At 47.0% G+C, this 19,480-nt stretch carries 23 protein-coding genes and 1 pseudogene; 2 read left to right on the top strand and 22 right to left on the bottom strand.

The genetic code is table 11. From position 1 onward, the window contains the following. Positions 1 to 4: 4 nt before the first annotated feature. From DWW13_RS00300 to DWW13_RS00260, 7 genes are all read right to left on the bottom strand, one after another. On the bottom strand, positions 5 to 487 hold the full coding sequence (locus DWW13_RS00300; RefSeq protein ID WP_055218301.1) for a LeuD/DmdB family oxidoreductase small subunit: 483 nt from the start codon (positions 485 to 487) through the stop codon (positions 5 to 7). A 134-nt stretch (positions 488 to 621) separates the two neighbouring features. Continuing rightward, positions 622 to 1,266 (bottom strand): pyroglutamyl-peptidase I, encoded by a 645-nt coding sequence (gene pcp, locus DWW13_RS00295; RefSeq protein WP_022462497.1) that lies wholly within the window; start codon positions 1,264 to 1,266, stop codon positions 622 to 624. 48 nt (positions 1,267 to 1,314) lie between these two features. Continuing rightward, positions 1,315 to 1,587, bottom strand: coding sequence for a hypothetical protein (locus DWW13_RS00290; protein WP_055228473.1), 273 nt, complete (start codon positions 1,585 to 1,587; stop codon positions 1,315 to 1,317). Between the two features lie 333 nt (positions 1,588 to 1,920). Further along, a complete protein-coding gene (locus DWW13_RS00285; RefSeq protein ID WP_117509129.1) occupies positions 1,921 to 2,916 on the bottom strand; it encodes an asparaginase in 996 nt (331 codons plus the stop codon). Between the two features lie 416 nt (positions 2,917 to 3,332). Continuing rightward, entirely contained in the window at positions 3,333 to 3,548 is a 216-nt protein-coding gene (locus DWW13_RS00275; RefSeq protein ID WP_022462490.1) for a hypothetical protein, read from the bottom strand. Between the two features lie 270 nt (positions 3,549 to 3,818). Beyond that, positions 3,819 to 4,187, bottom strand: coding sequence for a hypothetical protein (locus DWW13_RS19220; RefSeq protein WP_226906283.1), 369 nt, complete (start codon positions 4,185 to 4,187; stop codon positions 3,819 to 3,821). Between the two features lie 133 nt (positions 4,188 to 4,320). Continuing rightward, positions 4,321 to 5,622, bottom strand: a complete 1,302-nt coding sequence (locus tag DWW13_RS00260; protein WP_117760423.1) for an MFS transporter — start codon at positions 5,620 to 5,622, stop codon at positions 4,321 to 4,323. Between the two features lie 630 nt (positions 5,623 to 6,252). Here DWW13_RS00260 and DWW13_RS00255 point away from each other — a divergent pair. After that, on the top strand, positions 6,253 to 7,089 hold the full coding sequence (locus DWW13_RS00255; RefSeq protein ID WP_055218396.1) for a 4Fe-4S binding protein: 837 nt from the start codon (positions 6,253 to 6,255) through the stop codon (positions 7,087 to 7,089). Between the two features lie 89 nt (positions 7,090 to 7,178). On the opposite strand, the gene DWW13_RS00250 is transcribed toward DWW13_RS00255, so the two are convergent. The 10 genes from DWW13_RS00250 to DWW13_RS00205 all read right to left on the bottom strand — a co-directional run bounded on the left by DWW13_RS00250 (position 7,179) and on the right by DWW13_RS00205 (position 15,385). Further along, on the bottom strand, positions 7,179 to 8,213 hold the full coding sequence (locus DWW13_RS00250) for an alcohol dehydrogenase (protein ID WP_118718950.1): 1,035 nt from the start codon (positions 8,211 to 8,213) through the stop codon (positions 7,179 to 7,181). Between the two features lie 4 nt (positions 8,214 to 8,217). Then, positions 8,218 to 8,868, bottom strand: coding sequence for a vWA domain-containing protein (locus DWW13_RS00245; RefSeq protein WP_118718948.1), 651 nt, complete (start codon positions 8,866 to 8,868; stop codon positions 8,218 to 8,220). 189 nt (positions 8,869 to 9,057) lie between these two features. Then, complete coding sequence (locus tag DWW13_RS20090; protein ID WP_330420938.1) at positions 9,058 to 9,210, bottom strand: hypothetical protein; 153 nt, start codon at positions 9,208 to 9,210, stop codon at positions 9,058 to 9,060. Positions 9,211 to 9,333: 123 nt separating this feature from the next. Further along, positions 9,334 to 10,074: an O-acetyl-ADP-ribose deacetylase gene (locus tag DWW13_RS00240; protein WP_330425583.1), complete on the bottom strand. Its 741-nt coding sequence runs from the start codon at positions 10,072 to 10,074 to the stop codon at positions 9,334 to 9,336. Positions 10,075 to 10,541: 467 nt separating this feature from the next. Further along, positions 10,542 to 10,706: an oxidoreductase Fe-dependent alcohol dehydrogenase family gene (locus DWW13_RS19795; RefSeq protein WP_022462483.1), complete on the bottom strand. Its 165-nt coding sequence runs from the start codon at positions 10,704 to 10,706 to the stop codon at positions 10,542 to 10,544. A gap of 138 nt (positions 10,707 to 10,844) precedes the next feature. Further along, on the bottom strand, positions 10,845 to 12,188 hold the full coding sequence (locus DWW13_RS00230) for an MATE family efflux transporter (RefSeq protein WP_118601192.1): 1,344 nt from the start codon (positions 12,186 to 12,188) through the stop codon (positions 10,845 to 10,847). A gap of 20 nt (positions 12,189 to 12,208) precedes the next feature. After that, entirely contained in the window at positions 12,209 to 12,403 is a 195-nt protein-coding gene (locus DWW13_RS00225; RefSeq protein ID WP_022462481.1) for a DUF4224 domain-containing protein, read from the bottom strand. 113 nt (positions 12,404 to 12,516) lie between these two features. Next, the gene (locus tag DWW13_RS00220) at positions 12,517 to 13,407 is read right to left on the bottom strand and encodes a LysR family transcriptional regulator (protein ID WP_022462480.1); all 891 of its coding nucleotides are present in this window, start codon (positions 13,405 to 13,407) and stop codon (positions 12,517 to 12,519) included. A 302-nt stretch (positions 13,408 to 13,709) separates the two neighbouring features. Beyond that, complete coding sequence (locus DWW13_RS00215) at positions 13,710 to 14,627, bottom strand: radical SAM mobile pair protein B (RefSeq protein ID WP_118718946.1); 918 nt, start codon at positions 14,625 to 14,627, stop codon at positions 13,710 to 13,712. Positions 14,628 to 14,881: 254 nt separating this feature from the next. Then, positions 14,882 to 15,385: a flavin reductase family protein gene (locus DWW13_RS00205; protein ID WP_118601190.1), complete on the bottom strand. Its 504-nt coding sequence runs from the start codon at positions 15,383 to 15,385 to the stop codon at positions 14,882 to 14,884. Positions 15,386 to 15,539: 154 nt separating this feature from the next. On the opposite strand from DWW13_RS00205, the gene DWW13_RS00200 reads away from it, so the two are divergent. Next, positions 15,540 to 15,893, top strand: a complete 354-nt coding sequence (locus tag DWW13_RS00200; RefSeq protein ID WP_055218319.1) for a winged helix-turn-helix transcriptional regulator — start codon at positions 15,540 to 15,542, stop codon at positions 15,891 to 15,893. 82 nt (positions 15,894 to 15,975) lie between these two features. Here the strand turns inward: DWW13_RS00200 and DWW13_RS00195 are convergent, their stop codons facing one another. From DWW13_RS00195 to DWW13_RS00175, 5 genes and pseudogenes are all read right to left on the bottom strand, one after another. Further along, positions 15,976 to 16,539 carry a DNA-3-methyladenine glycosylase I gene (locus tag DWW13_RS00195; protein WP_055218321.1) on the bottom strand — a complete coding sequence of 188 codons (564 nt, stop codon included), beginning with the start codon at positions 16,537 to 16,539 and terminating at the stop codon, positions 15,976 to 15,978. A gap of 3 nt (positions 16,540 to 16,542) precedes the next feature. After that, positions 16,543 to 16,746 (bottom strand): annotated as a pseudogene (locus tag DWW13_RS20085) (TIGR04076 family protein); the annotation flags it as partial. A 174-nt stretch (positions 16,747 to 16,920) separates the two neighbouring features. Then, complete coding sequence (locus tag DWW13_RS00185; protein WP_118601189.1) at positions 16,921 to 17,847, bottom strand: ketopantoate reductase family protein; 927 nt, start codon at positions 17,845 to 17,847, stop codon at positions 16,921 to 16,923. Further along, positions 17,844 to 18,686, bottom strand: a complete 843-nt coding sequence (locus DWW13_RS00180; RefSeq protein WP_055267097.1) for a class I SAM-dependent methyltransferase — start codon at positions 18,684 to 18,686, stop codon at positions 17,844 to 17,846. The genes DWW13_RS00185 and DWW13_RS00180 overlap by 4 nt, the downstream gene beginning before the upstream one ends. 11 nt (positions 18,687 to 18,697) lie before the next feature. Further along, positions 18,698 to 19,471, bottom strand: coding sequence for an alpha/beta fold hydrolase (locus tag DWW13_RS00175; protein WP_055267099.1), 774 nt, complete (start codon positions 19,469 to 19,471; stop codon positions 18,698 to 18,700). Between the last annotated feature and the right edge of the window lie 9 nt (positions 19,472 to 19,480).

Below are 19,480 nucleotides of genomic sequence, written 5' to 3'. Positions count from 1 at the left end.
GTTCTTACTCCTCCTCGCGGTTCAAAGAAGCAATCAAGCCTCCCTGATTCAGTATGTTCTGCATATATTCCGGCAGTTTGGTGCAGGTGTACGTTTTGCCGTTCACCTCTGCGGTTCCCTCGGACATATGGAGGACCATGGTGTCCCCGTCTTCTACGGCATCCGGCAGGTCTTTACAGACAATCGCCGGCAGACCGATATTGATGGCGTTGCGGAAAAAGATTCTGGCGAAGGATTTTGCGATAACTGCCTGCACACCCAATGCTTTTAAAACACCCGGCGCCTGCTCTCTTGAGGAACCACAGCCAAAGTTTTCTCCTCCTACAACAAAATCTCCCGGTTTTACTTTTTTTGCAAAGTCCGGATCTAACGATTCAAACGCATGGCCTTTCATCTCATCCAGATTCGGCAGAAGCAGATACTGGGACGCGATGATCTGGTCTGTATCAAGGTCATTATGAAATTTAAAAATTTTACCCTGTTCCATTTTCTTTCGTTCCTTTCGCATAAAAATTCTGACAAAATCTATTGTAACACAAAAGATATGGTTTGCAAAAGGAAAAAAAGCAAAAAATATAGGCCGCCTCACCTTTTTCCGGTAAGACGGCCTGAAATGCTTCTTTAGTGGGTCGTTCCCATTGCCTCTTTTACTTCTTCTTTGTTGGTTACGACTGCCTCGATGCAGTATTCCAGAGATTTTGCAATCGTTTCCAGCGGCATGCTTGCCATGGTGCTTGCTTTTCCGACTACCTGCTCGCATGCGAACGGTACGTGGATGAAGCCTGCGCGGATGTTCGGATATTTCGTTGCGCACAGGTGAAGCACATTGTACATGACGCAGTTGCATACGTAGGTGCCTGCGGTGAAGGATACGTGGCACGGAAGGCCGTGTTCGCGGACGTTCTGAACCATTGCTTTGACCGGAATCGTTGCAAAGTATGCGGTCGGGCCGTCTGCCTGCAGCGGTTCATCGGACGGCTGCTCTCCGGCGTTGTCCGGGATTCTTGCGTCTGCAAGGTTGATGCCGACTTTCTCTACGGTTACGCATGCGCGTCCGCCTGCCTGTCCGACATCGATGACAACGTCCGGATTGTGCTCTTTGATGGCTGCTTCCACGCAGGAAATACTTCTGGTAAACTCGGTCGGGATCTCAACTTTTACGATCTCTGCTCCGGCGATGGTATCCGGCAGAAGTTTGATGGCCTCGAATGCCGGGTTCACACTCTCTCCTCCAAATGGGTCAAATCCTGTTAATAAAACTTTCATCGTCTTTTCTCCTTTTGTCTCTTAATTTTTGTCTCCTGGTTCTGTCCTTTAATATAACACAGGCTCGGGTGCAATAATCTTTCCCCGGTCCATAATCTGACGGTTATCGGTAAAAATATCGGGTTCCCGGCAGACCAGGTCGAAGTGGCCTTTCGCATTCTGCACGCCGCCGAGCGCGATATTGCGTCCAAGCCCTACGTGGAAAGTTCCATACGCGGATTCATCCTCAATGTAGCAGTTGCCGAGGCAGTTCGAGCACGAATTCAGTCCGATGCCAAGCTCTCCTGCGATATAAATCCGTGGATCGAAATATTCCTCCATATACTTCTTTAAGCGGATGCCGGTCGGTGTCTCCTCGATATCGACATATGTTGTAACTGTAACCAGCGGTTGGATTCGTCATCCAAAATCCGCCGTTTTCCGCACTGCATCATGAATTCAATTCTACTAAAATATTCAAAAGATATCAACCTGTTTCTGATTTTTCTATGAAATTTGCACAATTCTTCCAATAAAAATCAATTTTGCGTCCATACTGTCTGAAAATTTTGTAGAAAATTTCTTTTTCCTCAAAAAGAAAAAGAGGCGTTCACAGCCAGCAGAAACATTTCTTTCCTGCGGACCGTGACAGCCTTTTTGCCGTCTTTCTTTTTCTTATTTCCAGACCGTATCGTAGTTGATCGGTTTATAGAATGCTTTTTCCCGGCTCTCATGATCATCCGGACGGTTGCCGAGAAGCCACATGGTTTTAGTTGCGACTGCCTCCGGGGTCATATCGTATGACTCGAGAATGTTGCACAGGGTTTTCATCTCATGGCCGACTTCATAGACGGTCATATCGCTTCCCTCGTGAGAAACCTGGGTACACATGATGATGAGTTTTTCCGGGTACTTCTGGCAGAGCTCGTAAAACGGCTCCTTGATGCTCGCCGGAATACCGCCGACACCGAAGCTCTCCACAATGATCGCATCGTAGTGCTCAAAAATCGCCGGAAGCAATACCGGGCTGATTCCCGGGATCAGTTTCAAGAGAAAAACGTTATCGCTTAAGTTTTCATAAAAACGAACCGGCTTTTCATACGGCAGCATCGGCAGATACCGCAGAATCCGGCGGTCCTGTATTACCGCAAGGTACGGGAAATCGATGCTGGAAAAGGCATTGTAGCTCTTCGTCCGCACCTTCTTCGCGCGCGTTCCCGCGATGACTTTTCCGTCGAACACAATCTGCACACCCTGGGATGCATCATCACAGGCGTAATAAAAGCTGTCGGACAGGTTTGTCTTTGCATCCGTGATATCCAAATTGATCGGCCGCTGTGCTCCGGTGATGACGATCGGCTTTTCCGAATTCTGAATCATATAGGAAAGCGCCGCCGCGGTGTACGCCATCGTATCAGTTCCGTGCGCGATGACGAAACCGTCGTAATCCTCGTAATGCTCCTTCGCCACTTTCACCAGCGTGCTCCAGTTCTCCGGAACCACATTCGAGCTGTCCAGATTAAACGGATTCACCGCCGTAATCTCACAGAGGCCTTCCACCTCCGGAATATAAGACAATAACTCCTCCGGCGTAATCTGCGGAGTCAGACCATTTTCCGTCTTCTTCGAAGCGATTGTGCCGCCGGTTGCGATAAATAAGATCTTTTTCAATGTAAATCACTCCTGTTTTCTCGTTTGGTAACAAGTTTTCTTTATCTTAGCAGACTTTGGGGACGGCGTAAATGATGAATTTGGAAATCGAGAAACCAATCCTTTCCATTGACGCGAAAAATTCCGTTTGCTATACTGAATTTTAGACACAGAAAATCCTTATCTACGAATTTTACATTCAGAAAGCCAGGCTTCCTATGAATCATGAAAATCATCCCGGTCATCCATATCTTTATTCTTTTCTTCTTGTTTTCGGTCTGACGCTGATCTGCGCTCTGCTTGCGGGATCTTCGTATTGATCGGAGCGTGAAAAACAGGAAGCTGCCGAACAGCGCAGAATCCAGGAGCTGCATAATGAATTTCTGACTCAGAAAGATTAAACACATGTTAAACATACGTGAAACGCCCTTTACCGGCTACGCCTTCAGCAACACCTTCTGCCCGCAGACCGGGATTTCCTCGAGATACTTAAAATACCACTTCTTCCTCCGCGCCGAATACCGCACCACCACCGGAATCCAGCAATTTTCCACTTTCAGATACACATACTGCCCGGAAGCCACTTCCACCTCGCCGTTCTGCTGCTCTACAAATGCACGGTTTTTCTTTATTTTTACAATGCCTTTCGTCATAATGATCATCCTTTCTGAACGGGTTTGAAAAGATACTCTACCTGTATTGTATGCAGAGGGGATAGGAAATTTCCACTTTTCAGGGGCAAAAAAACAGGACACGGGATTCCCCCATTGTCCTGTTCTCCTTTTATCACACACCTGCTTACCCCTCAGCATCGTTCTGCTGCCAAACTTTATCGCTCGAATCAGAACAGCTGCCCCAGCAGTTTCAGCTTTTCCTTTTTGGGGAATGCGGCTTCAAATTTTTCAAAAGCTTCCGGGTTCTTGTCACAGATAAAACTCCAACGCCAGCTGCATGGCCGTTTCATCAGAATCCGCCAGCTTACGAAAAATCACCGCCATATATTTCAATGGTCCGCCCGCCAGATAATCATGATGAAGCTGCGCAAGTTTTGAATCGCGGTATTGTTCCAGCGTCAGCATTTTGCGAAAATTGGCAGAGAATGTTTCTTTCGTCCAATGCTCAAACTGCGCCATGCTGTAATCATGAATCTGTGCAATCGGGGTCTGCAGATAGAAGTGTAATGGGGTCTGGTACCAATGTGCAGCTCCTCGGTGTCCAGAAACGCATCCTTGTGATCGACTCTTCCGGCTTTCCGGATCTGGCCTGTCTGTGCTTTTTTCAGGCAGCCACATTCCCGGCAGCCCGACTCACTGATTATCGTAACACGTAACCTCTCTTTGTGAAACCCCGGAGTCAAAAACAAAAAATCTCAAAACCAGTTGCTCTTGTTCTCCTGGTTTTGAGATTTTTTATGCTGTGTATCTTTTATTTTTCACCCGCCATCGGCTGATGGTCTGCAATTTTCAGAAAAACAAATCCAAGCGCAAAGAAAACCGCCAGACATGCAACCGCTACGTTGATCGTTCCTCCCGCCAGCTTTACAACTGCAATGACTACAGATCCAAGGAAGGAAGCGCCCTTGGCAAAAATATCGTAGATGCCAAAATATTCTCCCGAATTCTCCGCCGGAATAATTTTGGAATAATACGACCGCGACAACGACTGAATTGATCCCTGAAAGCATCCCACTCCAAATGCCAGAATCGCAAAGTGCACCAGCGTCCGCAGTGTCAGCGCATAGAGGCAGATGACAAAATAGCCTGCGATACAGATCAGAATCAGGGATACCGTGTCTTTTTTCCGCGACAATTTTGCAAAAAACAGAGATCCTCCAAAAGCGACAACCTGCGTGGCAAGCAGGAAAACAACCTGTCCGACCGTATTCAGATTCAGATCGGTTCCGATGTTGATGCAGTTGTCAATGATAGTTCCAACCCCATCAATATAGAGAAAGAATCCAATCAGAAAGAAAAATACTTTCCGGTCCGAAACTGCGATTTTTTTCAGGGTTCTGAATATTTTTCCAAATGTCTGACCGACGGTAACCGTTCTCATTTCCACGTAATTCTTCTGCCGATACTCCTTCAGCAACGGCAGCGTCACCACCAGCCACCAGAGAGCCGTCACGCAAAAGCCAATCATCTTAGAGACAAAATCCGGCAGCACCCCGACCATATCCGGCCCCAACACGTAAGCAATCAGTGCTACAAGAAACGGAATGCAGGATCCCAGGTATCCCCACGCATAGCCATAGGAGGATACCTCATCCATACGTTCCTCCGTCGTCACGTCATTCAGCATGGAATCGTAAATCGTCAGCGATGCATTATAGCAGACTCTTGTCACAATATAAATGACCAGAAACAGCACCCAGCTCGTCGCAACGCCATTCAGCACACATCCTGTGATGCCAAGACCTGCCGTTGTGGTAAAAAAGATCTTTTTCTTATCCTTACGATCCGCCAGCACACCGCAGACAGGACCGATCAGTGCCACCACCACCGTAACAATTGAAATGGCAATCGAATAATACGCCGTCGCCTGATCCGAACTGATTTTTCCCGGCCCTGTACCGATTGCCAGACTCTTAAACCAGATCGGAATCAGCGAACAGGCAAGCATAATAAATGCCGAATTTCCCACATCATATAAAACCCATGCAAACTCCTGCTCCGTCAGATTTCGAAACACTTTTGTCCGATGAAGAGCACGAAACAGACCACTCATACTCCAATCCCCACTTTCTTTTATTTTGTCATGCAGTATCAGTGTAGCATAGATTTCTTGATATTCAAAGTATTTTTTTGTATGAAAGTAGCCAAAATCATTTGCGAAACGCCAGTTTTCCCATCCTTCCATGATCCGCCGGAAATTTCACAGCAGATCATTTCGATTTCTCAGATTAATGCCGGTGTCTGCGCCAAAACGGAAAGGATCGCAATCACCGCAAAAATCACAGCAGCTGCCACTGCAGCAATCATAATTTTTCTTTTCATAGCATACCTACTTTCTCTATCATGTTTGCGGAATATTTTGTTTTCGTAATCATATCTTTTTTTCTAAAGACATTATACCCTATGCATAGGAATACATCAAACTTTTCCAGTCCAGGCCATTTCCAGACAGCTTTTAAAAACAGTCTGGCATGACTCCAAACGATTACAGGCGCAGGCGGTCATAACCGTCTGCGCCTGTAGTCGTTTCACTTTTTTTGCAGATGTTTTATAAGAATCTGATTACTATTTTTTTATTTCTCTGCTATACTTATGCTAAGATACCAGACACGCTCTTGCACCGGCCTGGCAGTCCGTGCATTGAGAAAAAATAAGAAAGCAGAGGATCAAAGAGATGACGAAAATCCCAAACAGACTTCACAAATACGTGCCATCTATGCTGCTGTTTCTGCTGTTTGAAGCAGTGGCAGTTACGCTGTGGCTCACAAAGGACAATTTTTTCTATCTGCTGAATTTCAGCTACATCGGAGCCTGCCTTGGGCTTGGAACGGCACTGTTTACCGCCGGGAAACGGTATGCCCGGCATTTCGTCCAGTTGGCGGTGGGCAGCTATATGTTGCTGTACCTTGGCGTGATTTCCCGTGAAAATATGCAGATCGAAGGGTTCTGGTACTACCTGTTTCTCGGCGTTTTCGAAGCAGCAACTATCCACTACGCGGTTGCAAAAATTTTCGGACCGTTGCTTTTTGGGCGTGGCTGGTGCGGTTACGCCTGCTGGACAGCTATGGTGCTGGACTTTCTGCCCTACAATCAGCCGCAGAAGCCACGAAAAGAAAAGCTGGGCTTCCTTCGCTATGTGATGTTTCTTCTGTCTCTGGCGTTGGTGTCTGGGCTGTTTCTGATGCAGGTGGCACATCTGGAGCAAATCATGTTCTGGCTTTTCCTGGCCGGAAATGCGCTTTATTACCTTGTCGGTATTGTGTTCGCCTTCCTGTTTCAAGATAACCGGGCATTCTGCAAGTACCTGTGTCCCATTACGGTTTTTCTCAAACCTATGAGCTATTTCTCTCTTCTGCGCGTCCACTGTGATGAGGATAAGTGTGTCCATTGCAGGAAGTGTCTGCAGGTCTGCCCCATGAACGTGGAGGTTAATAAGGAAACCCGCAAGCGGAAAAACGGAACAGAGTGTATTCTCTGCTATGAATGCACGAAAGTTTGCCCCTCAAAAGCACTGCATTAACCGTTTTTCCTCATCCGTAAGTTTATTCCTCGCTTCGGCTGATTGATCATATATAGTACATTAATGATTGGAATTATCTATATCTTCTTTTAGCATTCTACTGCTACCTTAATTACACCATCTCTCTTACCTTCAAAGAGTTCATAAGCTTCCTCTATCCTTTCTAAGGGATAGGTGTGGGTGATAAGCGGCTCTGTGTTCAGTTTTCTCTCTGCAATCAACCGTAATGTTTCTTCACAGTCACAGCCATCCACCCCTCCGGTTTTAAAGGTAAGATTTTTTCCATACATATCCGGAAGCGGCAGGATCTGTGCCTGATCATAAAGAGCAACCACCGTCACCAGACCATTTGGTCTCGCGCATTCCCAGGCCAGACGGAAAGTAGCTTCCGCCCCCGCAACCTCCAGCACAACGTCAGCTCCCCCATGATCGCTGTTTGCCCGTACAAACGCTTCACACTTCTCCGGAGAAACCAACAAAATCTCCGGATAATGCTGTCGGATAAACTGCAGACGATTTTTATCCTTTTCACACACAATAATCCGTCTTGGTTTTTTCAGCATTACCGAAAGCAGGGTACAGATACCGGTGGGGCCGGCTCCGATGATCAGCACCGTGTCCTGCTCTGAGATCTCTGAAATACGCGCTGCCCAGTAACCGGTAGCCAGAACATCGCCCACCAGCAATGCCTGTCGATCTGTAACGCCATCCGGAATCTTATTCAGTCCCTGATCTGCAAAGGGCACACGCACATATTCCGCCTGGCCGCCATCAATCCGGCAGCCCAGCGCCCAACCGCCATTTTCATCTGTACAGTTATTCACATACCCTTTCTTGCAGAAAAAGCATTCACCGCAGAAGGTCTCCACGTTTACTGTCACCCGGTCTCCCGGTTTTACCTTGGTAACTGCCTTTCCAACCTCTTCCACAATCCCCACCATCTCATGGCCAACCGTGATCCCGGGTACTGCCCGCGGAACGCTGCCATGTTTGATATGCAGATCGCTGGAGCAAATGCTGGCGAGTGTCACTTTGACAATAGCATCCCGCTCCTGCATCAGGGTCGGTTTTGGCTTCTCTCTTAATTCGAATTTTCCTTTTGAAACGTAGGTATACGCCTGCATATTTCTATTTTCCTCCACGTTTTTTATAATCCTCATCTATACGTTTTTTCCAGTCTGCGTTCAACGGGGCACTGCACCGGACAGAGCTGATTGCTTCGCTGACCACCTCATAATTCAACGCAGTTCCTTCGCTGTCGCACTGATAGTTGACTGCACGGTCTGCACCGATTCCGAACTGGCTTGCGGTCTCTACCGCGTCAATATTAGCACCGAGGAACAAAAACTCCCAACCGTATTTCGCTTTCTGCCGCTCGATCATCTGCCTCACTTTTTCGCTGTTGTACCGGCGGCTGGCATTTTCCATTCCGTCCGTAGTGATTACGAACATGGTGTGTTCCGGTACATCCTCCGGTCTTGCATACTTATGAACATTTCCAATGTGATGAATCGCACCGCCGATGGCATCTAAGAGCGCTGTGCATCCGCGAACTGTATAATCCCGGTCGGTCATCGGTCGGATTTTCTTTACATCTACACGGTCGTGCAGGACTTCACTCACATTGTCAAACAGTACCGTTGAGATCAATGCTTCGCCCTCTGCTTTTTTCTGCTGCTCAATCATAGAATTGAATCCGCCGATGGTGTCCCGTTCCAGTCCGTTCATGGAACCGCTGCGGTCTAAGATAAAAACGATCCCTGTTAAATTCTTTCTCATATGCTTGTCCTCCTCCAAAAAGATCTCGCCCTTGCGGGCTCGCTGTCGCGGTATTCGCCAAGGTTTCGAGCAAGCTCGAACTTTGGCTCATTACACGCGCATATGGCTGCTCGGTTTTGTACCTTACAGTCATAGTATAGCGATTTTCTTTTGTGGAGTGGTCGCATGGAAAGCGACATTTCTTTGTTCTTATGCTCCGATCAGACTCTGGTCAAAGGCAAACAGTGCCTCGTTAATTTCATACACATTATAGTTTCCCCGTTCGACAAAATATTCTACAATGATGTCAAATTTACTTGAATGGGACAATGTGAATCCTGCCTTGCCGAGCATCTCCTGCATCTGGGCAAGCGGTAGCTCCAAAGCGAGGGCAAATGCCAGCACCGTAGGTTTGGATGGCTTATAGAATCTATCCGAACGGATTTTTGAGAAGAGCTTTCTGTCAATATTTGCTTTCTTGTAGCACTATGCATCCGTCATACCGCTTTCCTCAATCTTTCGAAGCAGCATTTCTGAAAAGCTCTCATCCATCTGCCCCAGCGCCTCTTCCAGAGACTGACTGCTGCAGGATTTACAGATTGCTTCGGGCGGCAGCGGGACAGATGCAGCTTCAAAGCAGGATTCCTCTTGCCATGCTTCGGAACACCGACTCTGTTCTGCCCTCCTGTCGGTATGTTCTTCCACATACCTGTCATCTATGTACACTGCGATGTCATCAAACAGCTTTCCGCTAATCTGATATGTCTTTCGGTCAAAAATAACGATATAGACCATCATCTCGTTTTCCAGCAGAAATTCGCTGATGGTATCGACTGCAACCTTCAGAGCCTGGTCTTTTGGATAGCCGTAAACACCGGAAGAAATCAGTGGAAAGGCTACAGACTGACAGCCATTTTCTTTCGCCAGATTCAAAGATGTCCGATAACAGGATTCCAGAAGCTCCTGCTCCCGATGCCTGCCATCCCTCCAGCGCGGACCGACTGCATGGATCACATATTTGCAGGGCAGGCGGTATCCCTTTGTAATTTTTGCACTGCCGGTTTCGCAGCCATGCAGCGTACTGCATTCTGCAAGCAGTTCCGGTCCGGCCGCACGATGAATGCAGCCGTCCACACCGCCGCCGCCCAAAAGGGACGTGTTGGCAGCATTGACGATTGCGTCAACGTTCATTTTTGTAATATCGTTTCTGATCATTTGCAACGGCATGAAGCACCCCTCCCATTCGTCCAGCAGTTGAAAATCAACATTAGTAAATAAAATATCCCATAACATAAGCTTCTTTAAAAACACTTTGATTCTTGACTCCAGGAACTTTATCGAGATATTCCATGTCATTACTTGCAATCTTAACTCTTTTTAAGTTAAGATGCAATATTTGAGTTAAAAGTAGTTGAAAATCAACATTATTAAAAATCATTTTCGAAAAAAGTCCGGTGTAGCATGAGCATTACACCCACACTGCACCGGACATTCCACATCATCAACTGCTCTGTCTATTTTCTTCTTCCTGCTCATGCAGCTGCTCTTTTTTCTACTCGTCCCCTTTCAGGATTTCTTTGCCACAATGTCAAGTGATGAATTAAAAAAAGACAAGCAACATCAAAGAAAAATTTCTTTCACAGCACTTGCCTTTTTCTATTATATTATCGTTATAAAAGCTCCTACTTGAATGCTTACAAACTGTTCTTCAAAATCTCCAATACCTCATCATGATTCAACACCTTATATCCACCTTCCATGATGATGGTTCCATTTGCAATACCATGTAACATTTCTTCTGTTGCCCCCAACTCATGGAGATTCATTGTAAGTCCCAGTTCTTTCATCCAAACTTCCATACAGGAAAGCCCTTCTCTGGCAACCTGTTCATCAGCTTTTCCAGCAGGATTGACCTCCCACACATTCACAGCAAAACGGCAAAACTTGCTAAGACCATAAGGCATAATATACCGATATTGAACTTATTATAAATGAATCTATATCACCTGAAATGTTTTCCATTTTCCGGACTTCTGCCTCCAGAAGAAAATGACCGCCCGAATGCTCCAGTCACAAACCATTGCAATAGCAATCCCGATCACGCCCATTTTCAAAACAATTCCCAAGAGCCATGATAAAAGCAGACGCACCGCTATCGTGGAGATAACCGAAACATACATGGTAAATTTCACATCACCCGCTGCCCGCAGCCCATTACTAAGCGCACCGGAAAAGGGATATGCTGCTGCATTAAACACGTTATGGATTAAAACCAGCCAGATTACAAGCCGTTTGGTCTCCGGCTGCAAAGCATAAAATTTCATAAAGAATGGAGTCAGAAGAAAAATCAAAAGATTCCATGCCGATGAAATCAGCAATGTGATTCTTGTCAATCTCTTAAAATAATGCTCCGCAGCATCTGCATTCCCATTTCCCATACACTGTCCAATGACCGTTATAAATACGGGACCCATAGCGACTCCCGCCAGCGCAGCCAATGACCAGATACTTTGTGCAACACCATTTGCAGCAATCTGATATGTTCCAAAAAGTGCAACGATACCGCTTAATGCTACTTTGACTAACTGGAATATACCGTTTTCCATCCCATTTGGAATAGCGATTTTTAGAATTTGTTTCATGAAATCCACATTCCACCGGAAAATCCACTTGCAGCGATAGAACACTTCATTTTTTCTCTGAAAACAAAGTACTGTAATCATCACGGCTGAAAATGTCCGAGCGATCAGTGAAGGGTATGCAACACCTGCAACACCTGCACGCAAAACAAATACACCAATGAAATTTCCAATAACATTGATGATATTGGAAATTACCGACAAATACATGGTCACACTGGTTTTTCCAATACTGCGAAAAAGGGCAGCGCCAGCATTGTAAACCGCCAATGCCGGATAGGAATATGCAGAAATCCTAAGGTATGTAATACAAGAGTGCATCACAGAATCTTCCACTTTACCGAACATCAGACGAAGCATCCCTTCATTTCCAATTAGAACCATCACTGCGATCAGTATGGAAAAAATCGCAGAAAATGAAAGAAGCTGACTGGCGGATTCTCCAGCGTCATCATTTTTCTTTCTACCAATATACTGGCTGATCACAACCGCCCCTCCAGATGCCAATGCTGTAAACAGATAAATAAAAATAGTATTGAACTGATTTACCAGTGAAACACCGGATACTGCCGCTTCTCCTGCGTAGCTGACCACCAGTGTGTCCGCCATCCCTACAAGCATTATCAGCAGCTGCTCTAAAAACAGGGGAATAATCATAGCCATCAACTTCTCGTTTGAAAACAGAGTTGTTTGCTGATTCACGCCTTTTCCTCCTCTTATTGTTATTTTTTTGTTTTACAGATCATATAATCGATTGCATCAAGTGACTGCTGCTTTTCATGTACCTCATCAAGCAATTTGTACCGATATTTTCGCAACATCCTTATCTGCATTTCTTGATCTTCGCATCCTGAAATTTTTGCGATTTCTTCTTTGCTTAATCCGGCGTTTATACGGGAATCATAATCCGGTTTCATGAAATGGCACTCCCTCCTCAATAAAAAATATAGGTGCAGAAATTAAAGCTGTTTGCTTTATCTCTACACCTATATTATAATTTTCTAATTGAATTATATCAAATACTTAGTTTTTATGGTTTGTCCATGCCTAAAAAGCATTGAATATGTTTGATGAATTTTGTGGTTGCTAAGCTAAACGGCTGACCACGTTTCCATGCTAATACACTTGTTGCTGTAAGTGGCGGATCAAGCGGTCTGAATGTAACCTTTGATTGATTCCAGAACGGTACAGCCCCTTCAATCACCAATGAATATGCCAAGCCTCCATTCACCATAATTGCGCTGTTCGTACTTAAATTGCTGGTAAAAACAATATCCAGTTTCTCATAGTAGTTACCAAACCAACTTGCCAACTCACTCTGCACATTCATACGCCTAGGAAGAATCAAAGGCAGTACAGACAAATCTTTTGCGCTTACCGTTTCTTTCTTGGAGAGTGGATCATCCGATTTCATCAGAACCACCCATTTTTCCCTTATATTCAAGCGAATAAATTCATATTTTTCCATATCAACCGGCTCAAGAAGCAAACCAATATCCAGTAGTCCCTTCTCCATTTGTTCCTTTACCAAATCTGCTGTGGCTGTAAAAATGTCAAAAGTAACACGGGGATATTTCCGACGAAAGGACTCAATTATTTTAGGAAGAAGTTGTACAGCAGCAATTTCTCCACACCCAATGGAAATTTTACCTTCCACCTGTTCCTCTTGCTCCACTAATTCTTTTTCTGTCTTATCTACAAGCTGCAAAATTTCTTCCGCACGACGGCGAAGAAGTATTCCTTCATTTGTCAATTTGATTTTCCGTGTCCCTCTATCAAACAGCTTTACACCAATATCTTCCTCCATCTGTGCAAGCTGACGTGAAAGTGTCGGCTGCGTGATATGTAAAACTTCTGAGGCTTTTGTGATACTTTCTTCCCTTACTACAGTCAGAAAATATCGAAGAACTCTAATTTCCACGAAAAATACCTCCCAAATTCATCATGCTTAATAAGTATATTTTAACGTATCTATACTCGAAAGGCAATAAAAAACATTTGCTCATCGTATGCTTACCGGTAATATAATTTTATGTAAAACTTGATAAACCCCTATCATTTAATCGTTCTGTCTACATTGTAGAGCGGGGAAAATCGAAAAACAATGGACGGAGTACAAGTCCTTCCAAGAGGGATAAGAAAACTTCTGAATGGGTAAACAGTGCTAAAAAAGGTTCTGACATTGAAGCACAGCTCCATGTCAGAACCCATTTATTTCACAAATTATTTTTTGGAGTTGCGTCTCCCAGTGTTTTCCGAGCCACGCACTTCCTCATGGTAAAAGTAATCCACAATGACCGGGTGCCCAGGCTCTGCCCGGCCGTAGGGCAGCTCGTTGTCCACGAAGGGACAGCTGTTTTCTTTCGCCAGCCGTTCCGCTTGATCCTCCAAACCACGGAAGTAGCTTCTGTCTCTCTTGTTGTAGATAGCGTTGTACAGCGGAACCAAGTCAGGATGTTTTTTACGTATATAGTCAAGGATGTCTTTTTTGAATCCGCCTCGCAGGTTTAGATTTTCCAGCCACACCAGGTCGCACTGATTTCTGACCTGATGGAAGATAGCCTCAAAATCCGTGATACCGGGAAAAACCGGAGCGATAAAGCATACGGTGCGGATACCTGCGTCATAAACCTGCTTCATGGCATCCAGCCGTCGCTTAATGCTGACGGCATTGTCCATATCGTTTTTGAAATCCTCGTCCAACGTATTGATCGACCAGGAAACCGTGACCTTTCCCAGTTCTTTCAGGAGGTCGATGTCACGGATTACCAAGTCTGACTTGGTACAGATGAGAATTTCTGCCTCACTGCCCCGGAGCTGTTCAAGAAGCTTTCGGGTGTTCTGAAACTGAGCCTCCTGGGGCAGATATCCATCGGTCACTGAACCGATGACTACGCGCTGCCCTTTGTATTTTTGCGGATTTTTGATTGCCGGCCAATGTTTCACATCCAGGAATGTACCCCACGGTTCGGTGTGCCCGGTAAATCTCTTCATAAACGAGGCGTAGCAGTATTTGCAGCCATGGGTACAGCCCACATAAGGATTGACGGAATAGCCTCCCACCGGCAGGGTGGATTTTGTCATAATATTTTTGGTTTCTACATCCTGAATCAGAATGCCGCTCTCTTTTACTTCTGCCATGTCTTTTGTTCCTCCAATACCCGGTAAAAAGCCGTGGGAAATTCTTGTACCATCTGTGCCTCTCCCATGATAGGTAGCAGATCTTCTTTCATAAATACAGGGATGCCAAGCGCATGGGCCTGATGTGTCAGGTTCCACACCCATTCCGGTTTCGATACGGCTTTGCCCTTCCTATGTCCGGTCTCAGTCCCAATGACGATCCACTCAATTTAATACAAACAGCCACCGCTGATGCCTCCTTACCGTTTTAAGATTTAGCCTTCTGCCGCAGGTGCAACTTTCCCGAAGCCGTTCCAGGCATACAGGCCCTTCTTGTCCTCATCGCCCAGGAACTTGTCCACCTGACAGATGTGCAGGATATGGTCGCCCACCTCCACCGACTGCTGCAAGGTAGCCACCATCGCCAGCCGGGTGTCCGCCGGAATCTGGATGTCGCTGCCCTCCACAGCCATCATCTCGATGTTGTTGGCGGCCGCCTTGTCGGTCTCGGCTCCGGTAGATGCTCCGCAGGCCATTACTGCGCCAGCCAGACTCTCGCCGGGAACAGTGACGACGACTTTGCCGGTCTCACGCACACGCTTGCCGGTGTGGGACTGTTTGCCAGTGGCGAAGCCCACCATAGGCGGATTGAAGGAGAGGTAAGACACAAAGCAAATGGGAGCCAGGTTCGTAGAACCATCCTCCTTTTTAGAGCAGATCAGTGTCAGCGGATTGGGGGAGGTCAGAACAGTAGCCTCCATAATGTTCAGTTCTTTCATAAAATTCAGACCTTTCTAAGAGATTTCAGTCGTTGACTGTATGGCCAACCAGTGATATATTTATTATATCTGATAGCAATTTTTGTTCAAGTACGCAAATTATTTATACCTGGTATCAAAAAATATACTGCAAAAGACGAGGAACGATCCAATTATGACTTATGAAGAATTCAAAGAAAAGGTTGGCAGTGTCATTCTAACCGGCGAGGGAAACTGCCCGGTCACGCCGGTGGTTCAAATGCTGCAGGGCAAATGGAAACTCCAAATTCTCTATGAACTGTGCATCAAGTGTCCTATGCGGTTTGGGGAACTGAAAAAGATGCTAAAGCCAATTACAAATACGGCGCTGACAAATGCCCTCAAAGAGTTGGAAGCCGATGATTTGATACAGCGAATCCAATACAACGAGATGCCCTTGCGGGTGGAATATTTCCTTACTGAGAAAGGTCGTGACCTGCTGCCGGTCTTTTACGCCATTTCCCAATGGGGAATGAAATATATACCATGATTCTAACTATATTAATATCTGTATGATAATAGCCGGGAGGCATTGACAATTTGAGTCAACTTCCCGGCTTTTTATGCATTCTCTACTGCTGCAAAGGATTCAGGAAGCAACCTGATTCATGAGAGTTGATAACTCCCACCGCCTGCAAATAGGCATAGATGATTATGGTCCCAACAAACTTCATGCCCCGCTTTTTCAAATCTTTTGAGACGGCATCAGATAATGGTGAGCTAACCTTGTCTACTTCTTGGATGATTTTTTTCTCTGTCCAATGCCATAAGTATCGGTCAAAACTGCCCCACTCTTGCTGTATCTTTTGAAACACTTGTGCGTTGACCACTGCAGCTCGTATTTTCAGCCGGTTACGGATGATTCCAGAGTCAGCTTGCAGAGCCGTCAATTTTTCTTCGCTATAAGATGCCACTTTCCGTAAATCAAACCCATCAAAAGCACGGCGAAACGCTTCCCGTTTATTTAAGACACATTCCCAGGTGAGACCTGCCTGAAAATTCTCCAAAATCAACATTTCAAACAGCATATGGTCATCGTGGACCGGTCTGCCCCATTCCTCGTCATGGTATCGCAGATAAGTGGTATTAGTTGGGCTCACCCAATGGCATCGAATCTTTCCGTCTGCCCATTGCATTTCTTACTCCGCCTCCAAGAGAAAAATAACAGGTCGGATGCCGTCTGGACATGCAAACACACCAATCGTATCATCATTGAGCCAAGTGCCAGACGGCTGAACCAGTTCCCCCAAGGATAACTGACGCACCATGGGAGCAATCACCTGCCAAGCAACGCCACACATCCCATCCGGCGGATTGATGCCATCGCTGTACAGCACTTGACCTTTCTGATGAAAAGGACGTTAGTGAGCAAGATAAATCGCCGGACATCCCACACGCAGTTTTAAATCTTTGTATGGCTTTTGCAGTGTCTGCATCATAGCACAGCACCGCGATCAGCTGCTTTTGAAAGGAACCGGCAAACAACGCCCACATTCCAAAGGGCATTCCAGCGTATTTCATTGCAGATACCTCCCGGCTTCCGCTTCCAGTGCCTGCCATACTGGGTAGGCTGCGCCGTTCGCATCGAAAAATTTCTTGAGATCCCGGTTCAGCGCACTCATTTCATCGATGGCGTTCATTGCGTGGTCGGAGGCGCAGAGCTTGCCCAGCGAGGTGACACACATCAGCTTGAAAAAGCGCAGGCAGGTCTTGCGGTATTTCTCCCCTTCAAAGTCTGCATCCTCCTTGGGCAGAATGGTGTGCCCGGCATCTCGGATGGCGCGGTATCCCTCGATGTTGGCATCCAGCACACGGTTCAGGTACGCGGTATCTCCCCTGAGCTTTTTCAGGTCGCCGTCTGTCTTATAGCAGGCGAAGGCCGCAGGCATCACAAACGCGGCATGGCAGAGCAGATAGTCCTCCATGTTCGGCTCGTAAACAACCTTATATTTTGTGCCATGGAAGATGCGCCCGATCAACTGTTTATTGGAGGTTGCACCCGTCAGCTGCCCGATGGTAATCTTTTTCAGGTCGATGGAGACCACCCGGTCAGCCTCCCGATGCCCGGCAGAAAGCGCAAAGGCAAACAGGACGTTCTTTTCCGGCAGTGCCGCCGCCTGCGCCCTCGCCTGCACATTGTTCCCCACAAAAACGATGTTCTTCGTCCGGTTCACCCGCAGCGTGTCCAGAACGGAATCCAGCTGTGTATAGCGCAGGACTACAAAGATCACATCGTACATTGCATCCGGTGCAAGTTCAGTCACCACCGGAATGCGGCTGACCGAGGTGCGGAGTGAAAATTTGTCCTTGATCCGCAGGCCGTTCTGCTTGATCTCCGCAGCCCAGTTTTCCCGCGCAAGCAGAGTGACATCCTTTCCGGCGCGCAGCAGATTTCTTGCCAGATTGCACCCCAGAACGCCTGCACCATATACCAGAATTTTCATAGCTTGCCTCCAAATCCGATCTTCACGATCTGCATTTTCATCCCGTTGTCCCCGACCTTGGCGAGAAATCGGAAAAAGCCGCTGACGGAAGGGTCTTTCAGGTCGTTGTAGCCCATCATATAGCCCCTGCTGGATACCCGTAACCGGCTGTCCCACTCGCCAATCTCCTTGGGAGCATCCGAAACCGCGAAATATGCCCCTACATCCTTGATTTTTGCCGTTCTGAGCCATGTTTTTGCGATCATCTTCACCGCCGTACGGTTGGCAGCATCAAAGACCAGCACTCCGCCTGGGAAAGCGTCCGCCATCCCCTGCACCAGTTCCCGAACCTGCTCCGTCAGGAAGTAATAGAACACCCCGGAGGCAAAGAACACCGCCCCGCCGGAGGCATCGATCTTGTCAAACCATGCGGGGTCTTTCAGGTTGCAGGGGATGTTTTGCTCCCGCTCCCCGGCGGGCAGCAGCTGCTGCCGCAGGGCAATCACATCCGGGAAATCCAGATTGTAGATCTTGTATCTGCCATTGTCGCAGGCTCTACCGGTGTTATCCAGCCCGCAGCCCAGATTGACCACTGCCGCGCAGGGGTGATTTTTCAGGTACGCCTGCACTTCAAAGGCAAGGTCATTCTGCCGCATGGCGACCTCCAGCGCACCGAAACGCTGCATCAGGCTGCGGGAATTTTTCTCTGCCTCTGAAAAGTCGTAGTCGATCTGGTCGATCAGACGCACCGCCGTTTCGTCCCGGTAAAGGTTCGGATACAACTCCGTACACAGCTTCCGTGAATACAGCGGGAGGATCAACGTCTCCTGCACGGTGTTTTTCTCGATTTTGTATTTCATATCGGGTCCTCTCACTTTCTGATAAACGGCAGCTTCGGCATACCGTCCTGTTCAGCGATAAATGCCAGCATCTCAGCAAAGCCCTTCGGATCACGAATCTGATATTGCATGTGATCGTATCCCTCAAATACGGGATAATTGCCGCAGGGATAGGCTTCTATCACCGCTTGACGGTATTTGAAATGATCTTCTATGCTGCCAAACTCGAAATAGAGATGCTTTTGCAGTTCTTCGGAAAGTGCTGGAAAGGGTTTATCCTCCAGGCTGTCCAGAATCTGTCGCCGCAAATTTGTGTAGGTCAGATTTTTCCCAGCGTCTATAAAATACGACTTTATGGAATCGTCGTCACACCACAGTATCTTTTTCAGCGTACCGCCCTTCGACCAATATAGGCTCTTGATGGCAAAATACAGAAACGGCGTCATGATACGGCGCGTGCCCTTTCCGATTTGGGCGAACTGCCCGCCGTCAAAGAAAGCGTGCTCCACAGGCAGCTTCGTCTGCGTCAGAAACGCCATGGCAAGGTCTGCACCGATGGAAGAAGCGACCACCATCGCCAGCCGCTCCACGCCCTGTCGATGCAGAAAGTCCTCCACCTGCCGTATTTCGTCCTGCTTGCTGACATATTTCTGCCCCTCGCAGTAAACGGTGGAGGTGGGCAAGATGCAGAAATATCGATCCTGCAAATACCTCGCAATCGGTTCGCTGCTCGCTCCTGTCACACCCATTGCATGAAAGAACAGCACGGCAGGATTCCTCCTGTCGCCATATGTTTGAAGCAGCATTTCTATCAC

Source organism: Blautia sp. AF14-40 (assembly GCF_003479665.1).
Classification (GTDB): Bacteria; Bacillota; Clostridia; order Lachnospirales; family Lachnospiraceae; genus Fusicatenibacter; species Fusicatenibacter saccharivorans.
Note: the sequence above shows the minus strand (reverse complement) of the source record. Positions and strands in the feature narration are given on the sequence as shown.

Excerpts from the sequence above, each read along its gene's own strand:
- DWW13_RS00300 (WP_055218301.1), bottom strand. The coding sequence starts at position 487 with ATGGAACAGGGTAAAATTTTTAAATTTCATAATGACCTTGATACAGAC.
- pcp (WP_022462497.1), bottom strand. The coding sequence starts at position 1,266 with ATGAAAGTTTTATTAACAGGATTTGACCCATTTGGAGGAGAGAGTGTG.
- DWW13_RS00290 (WP_055228473.1), bottom strand. The coding sequence starts at position 1,587 with ATGGAGGAATATTTCGATCCACGGATTTATATCGCAGGAGAGCTTGGC.
- DWW13_RS00275 (WP_022462490.1), bottom strand. The coding sequence starts at position 3,548 with ATGACGAAAGGCATTGTAAAAATAAAGAAAAACCGTGCATTTGTAGAG.
- DWW13_RS19220 (WP_226906283.1), bottom strand. The coding sequence starts at position 4,187 with ATGTGGCTGCCTGAAAAAAGCACAGACAGGCCAGATCCGGAAAGCCGG.
- DWW13_RS00260 (WP_117760423.1), bottom strand. The coding sequence starts at position 5,622 with ATGAGTGGTCTGTTTCGTGCTCTTCATCGGACAAAAGTGTTTCGAAAT.
- DWW13_RS00250 (WP_118718950.1), bottom strand. The coding sequence starts at position 8,213 with ATGCAGGCGTATACCTACGTTTCAAAAGGAAAATTCGAATTAAGAGAG.
- DWW13_RS00245 (WP_118718948.1), bottom strand. The coding sequence starts at position 8,868 with ATGAGAAAGAATTTAACAGGGATCGTTTTTATCTTAGACCGCAGCGGT.
- DWW13_RS20090 (WP_330420938.1), bottom strand. The coding sequence starts at position 9,210 with ATGCAGGAGATGCTCGGCAAGGCAGGATTCACATTGTCCCATTCAAGT.
- DWW13_RS00240 (WP_330425583.1), bottom strand. The coding sequence starts at position 10,074 with ATGCCGTTGCAAATGATCAGAAACGATATTACAAAAATGAACGTTGAC.
- DWW13_RS19795 (WP_022462483.1), bottom strand. The coding sequence starts at position 10,706 with ATGGAAGTTTGGATGAAAGAACTGGGACTTACAATGAATCTCCATGAG.
- DWW13_RS00225 (WP_022462481.1), bottom strand. The coding sequence starts at position 12,403 with ATGAAACCGGATTATGATTCCCGTATAAACGCCGGATTAAGCAAAGAA.
- DWW13_RS00215 (WP_118718946.1), bottom strand. The coding sequence starts at position 14,627 with ATGGCAGAAGTAAAAGAGAGCGGCATTCTGATTCAGGATGTAGAAACC.
- DWW13_RS00205 (WP_118601190.1), bottom strand. The coding sequence starts at position 15,385 with ATGAAAGAACTGAACATTATGGAGGCTACTGTTCTGACCTCCCCCAAT.
- DWW13_RS00200 (WP_055218319.1), top strand. The coding sequence starts at position 15,540 with ATGACTTATGAAGAATTCAAAGAAAAGGTTGGCAGTGTCATTCTAACC.
- DWW13_RS00195 (WP_055218321.1), bottom strand. The coding sequence starts at position 16,539 with ATGCAATGGGCAGACGGAAAGATTCGATGCCATTGGGTGAGCCCAACT.
- DWW13_RS00185 (WP_118601189.1), bottom strand. The coding sequence starts at position 17,847 with ATGAAAATTCTGGTATATGGTGCAGGCGTTCTGGGGTGCAATCTGGCA.
- DWW13_RS00180 (WP_055267097.1), bottom strand. The coding sequence starts at position 18,686 with ATGAAATACAAAATCGAGAAAAACACCGTGCAGGAGACGTTGATCCTC.
- DWW13_RS00175 (WP_055267099.1), bottom strand. The coding sequence starts at position 19,471 with ATGCTGCTTCAAACATATGGCGACAGGAGGAATCCTGCCGTGCTGTTC.